The organism is Microvirga sp. KLBC 81, from assembly GCF_003075415.1.
In the GTDB taxonomy this organism is placed as follows: Bacteria; Pseudomonadota; Alphaproteobacteria; order Rhizobiales; family Beijerinckiaceae; genus Microvirga.
The window spans coordinates 1-1,835 of the sequence record NZ_QDAH01000218.1; the positions used below are offsets into that span (position 1 = coordinate 1).

At 61.4% G+C, this 1,835-nt stretch carries 1 protein-coding gene and 1 pseudogene; one reads left to right on the forward strand and one right to left on the reverse strand.

What is annotated here, in order from left to right; all coding sequences use genetic code 11:
* On the reverse strand, positions 1-1,359 hold a 1,359-nt coding region (locus tag DC522_RS33305), incomplete at its 3' end, for a dicarboxylate/amino acid:cation symporter (RefSeq protein WP_133239458.1).
* A 235-nt stretch (positions 1,360-1,594) separates the two neighbouring features.
* Here DC522_RS33305 and DC522_RS33310 point away from each other — a divergent pair.
* A pseudogene (locus tag DC522_RS33310) lies at positions 1,595-1,835 on the forward strand (sensor histidine kinase); the annotation flags it as partial.

Sequence of the window (1,835 nt, forward strand, 5' to 3'; positions counted from 1 at the left end):
CAGGTTGCGATGCGCGCCCTCACTCGGCGGGTGCGCGATCGGTGGTTGGCCGGTCACTGTCTCGGCAAGCTGATGGCCGCAGAGGGCAGCTCGCAACTGCGCTTGGTCCAATTCACCTTCCCAGCGGGCGACGACGAGCGATGCCACCGCGTTACCGACAAAATTCGTCAGCGCCCGGCATTCGGACATGAAGCGGTCGATGCCCAGGATCAGAGCCATGCCAGCAACGGGAACACTCGGCACGACGGAGAGCGTCGCCGCCAGTGTGATGAAGCCGGCCCCTGTGACACCTGCCGCACCCTTCGAGGAAAGCATCGCAACGAGCAGCAGAAGGACCTGGTCGCTCATTGACAGATCCGTATTCGTCGCCTGCGCGATAAAAAGGGCCGCCAGCGTCATGTAGATGTTGGTGCCGTCCAGGTTGAAGGAGTATCCGGTCGGGATGACGAGGCCCACCACCGAGCGTGTGGCGCCGGCCTTCTCCATCTTCTCCATGAGCGAGGGCAGCGCGGCCTCCGAAGACGATGTTCCGAGGACCAGCAGCAGCTCTTCCTTGATGTAGCGGATGAGAGAAAAGATCGAGAAGCCATTGTAACGGCAGACCGCGCCGAGAACCCCGAACACGAAGAAGAAGGCCGTGATATAAAACGTCCCGACCAACATCGCGAGATTGATCATCGAGCCGAGGCCATATTTGCCGATCGTGAAGGCCATTGCGCCGAAGGCGCCGATCGGGGCTGCTTTCATCAGGATGCTGACGAGCTTGAAGACGGGCGCGGTGAGCGCCTGGAGGAAGGAAAGGACCGGCTTACCCGTCTCTCCGACCATCGCCAGCGCAATCCCGAAGAAGACCGAGAAGAACAGCACCTGCAGGATGTCGCCTTCCGCAAAGGCGCCGACGATCGTGGCCGGGATGATGTTCATCAGGAAGCCCGTCACGGACTGCTCGTGGGCCTTGGCGGCATAAGTATTCACGGCCTGGACATCGAGCGAGGCCGGATCGATGTTGAGGCCGGCGCCCGGCTGAATGACATTGGCGACGATGAGGCCGACGATCAGGGCGAGCGTCGAGAAGGTGAGAAAGTAGACCATGGCCTTGCCGACGACCCGGCCGGCCTTCTGGGGATCGTTCATGCCGGCAACGCCGGTCGTAACGGTCAGGAAGATCACCGGTGCGATGATCATCTTGACGAGCTTGATGAAGGCATCGCCGAGCGGCTTCAGGTTTTCACCAATTCCCGGATAGAAATGACCGAGTGCGACGCCGAGGGTGATTGCGGCAAGCACCTGCACGTAAAGTGGGGCATGAAAGCGCTTGCGGGGCGCAAGGTTTGCGCCGTGGGCTTGTGGGGTCAGCATGTATTTCTCTCCCTGGCCGGATCAGGGCGGGCTCTTCGTCCCTCCCCGGTTTTCTCCCGTCGCGACGCGCCGGTCGAACATGGCTGCGATGTCAGCTGCAAGAGCCGTGCCAAACCAAACAATGAGCGAATCGCGTGGTTTTCTCAGGTATTTCGGAAGCCTTGTGCCGTACGCTTGTGCGGATTTCCGCACTGGCTGTCTTCCCCGTGGCGGAATCCCGCACTAAGATTCGCCAATGGTCGGTCTGGAGAATGCGGTGGCAGAAGACGGCATCGACAAGGGCACCTTCCAGCATGCCCCATTGATGGTCCCTGGCAGATCGGCCGCCGGTCGATCTCTCTGGCTTGCGATTTTGCTCGCGCTGCTTGGTGCGGCCCTCGGTTTCGTGGTCTTTGCAACGGGCCAGATCGCCGGCACCAGAGCGGAGTATGCCCTACGCAACCGTGCGCTTGCCGCCCTCCCGCTTGCAGCCGACA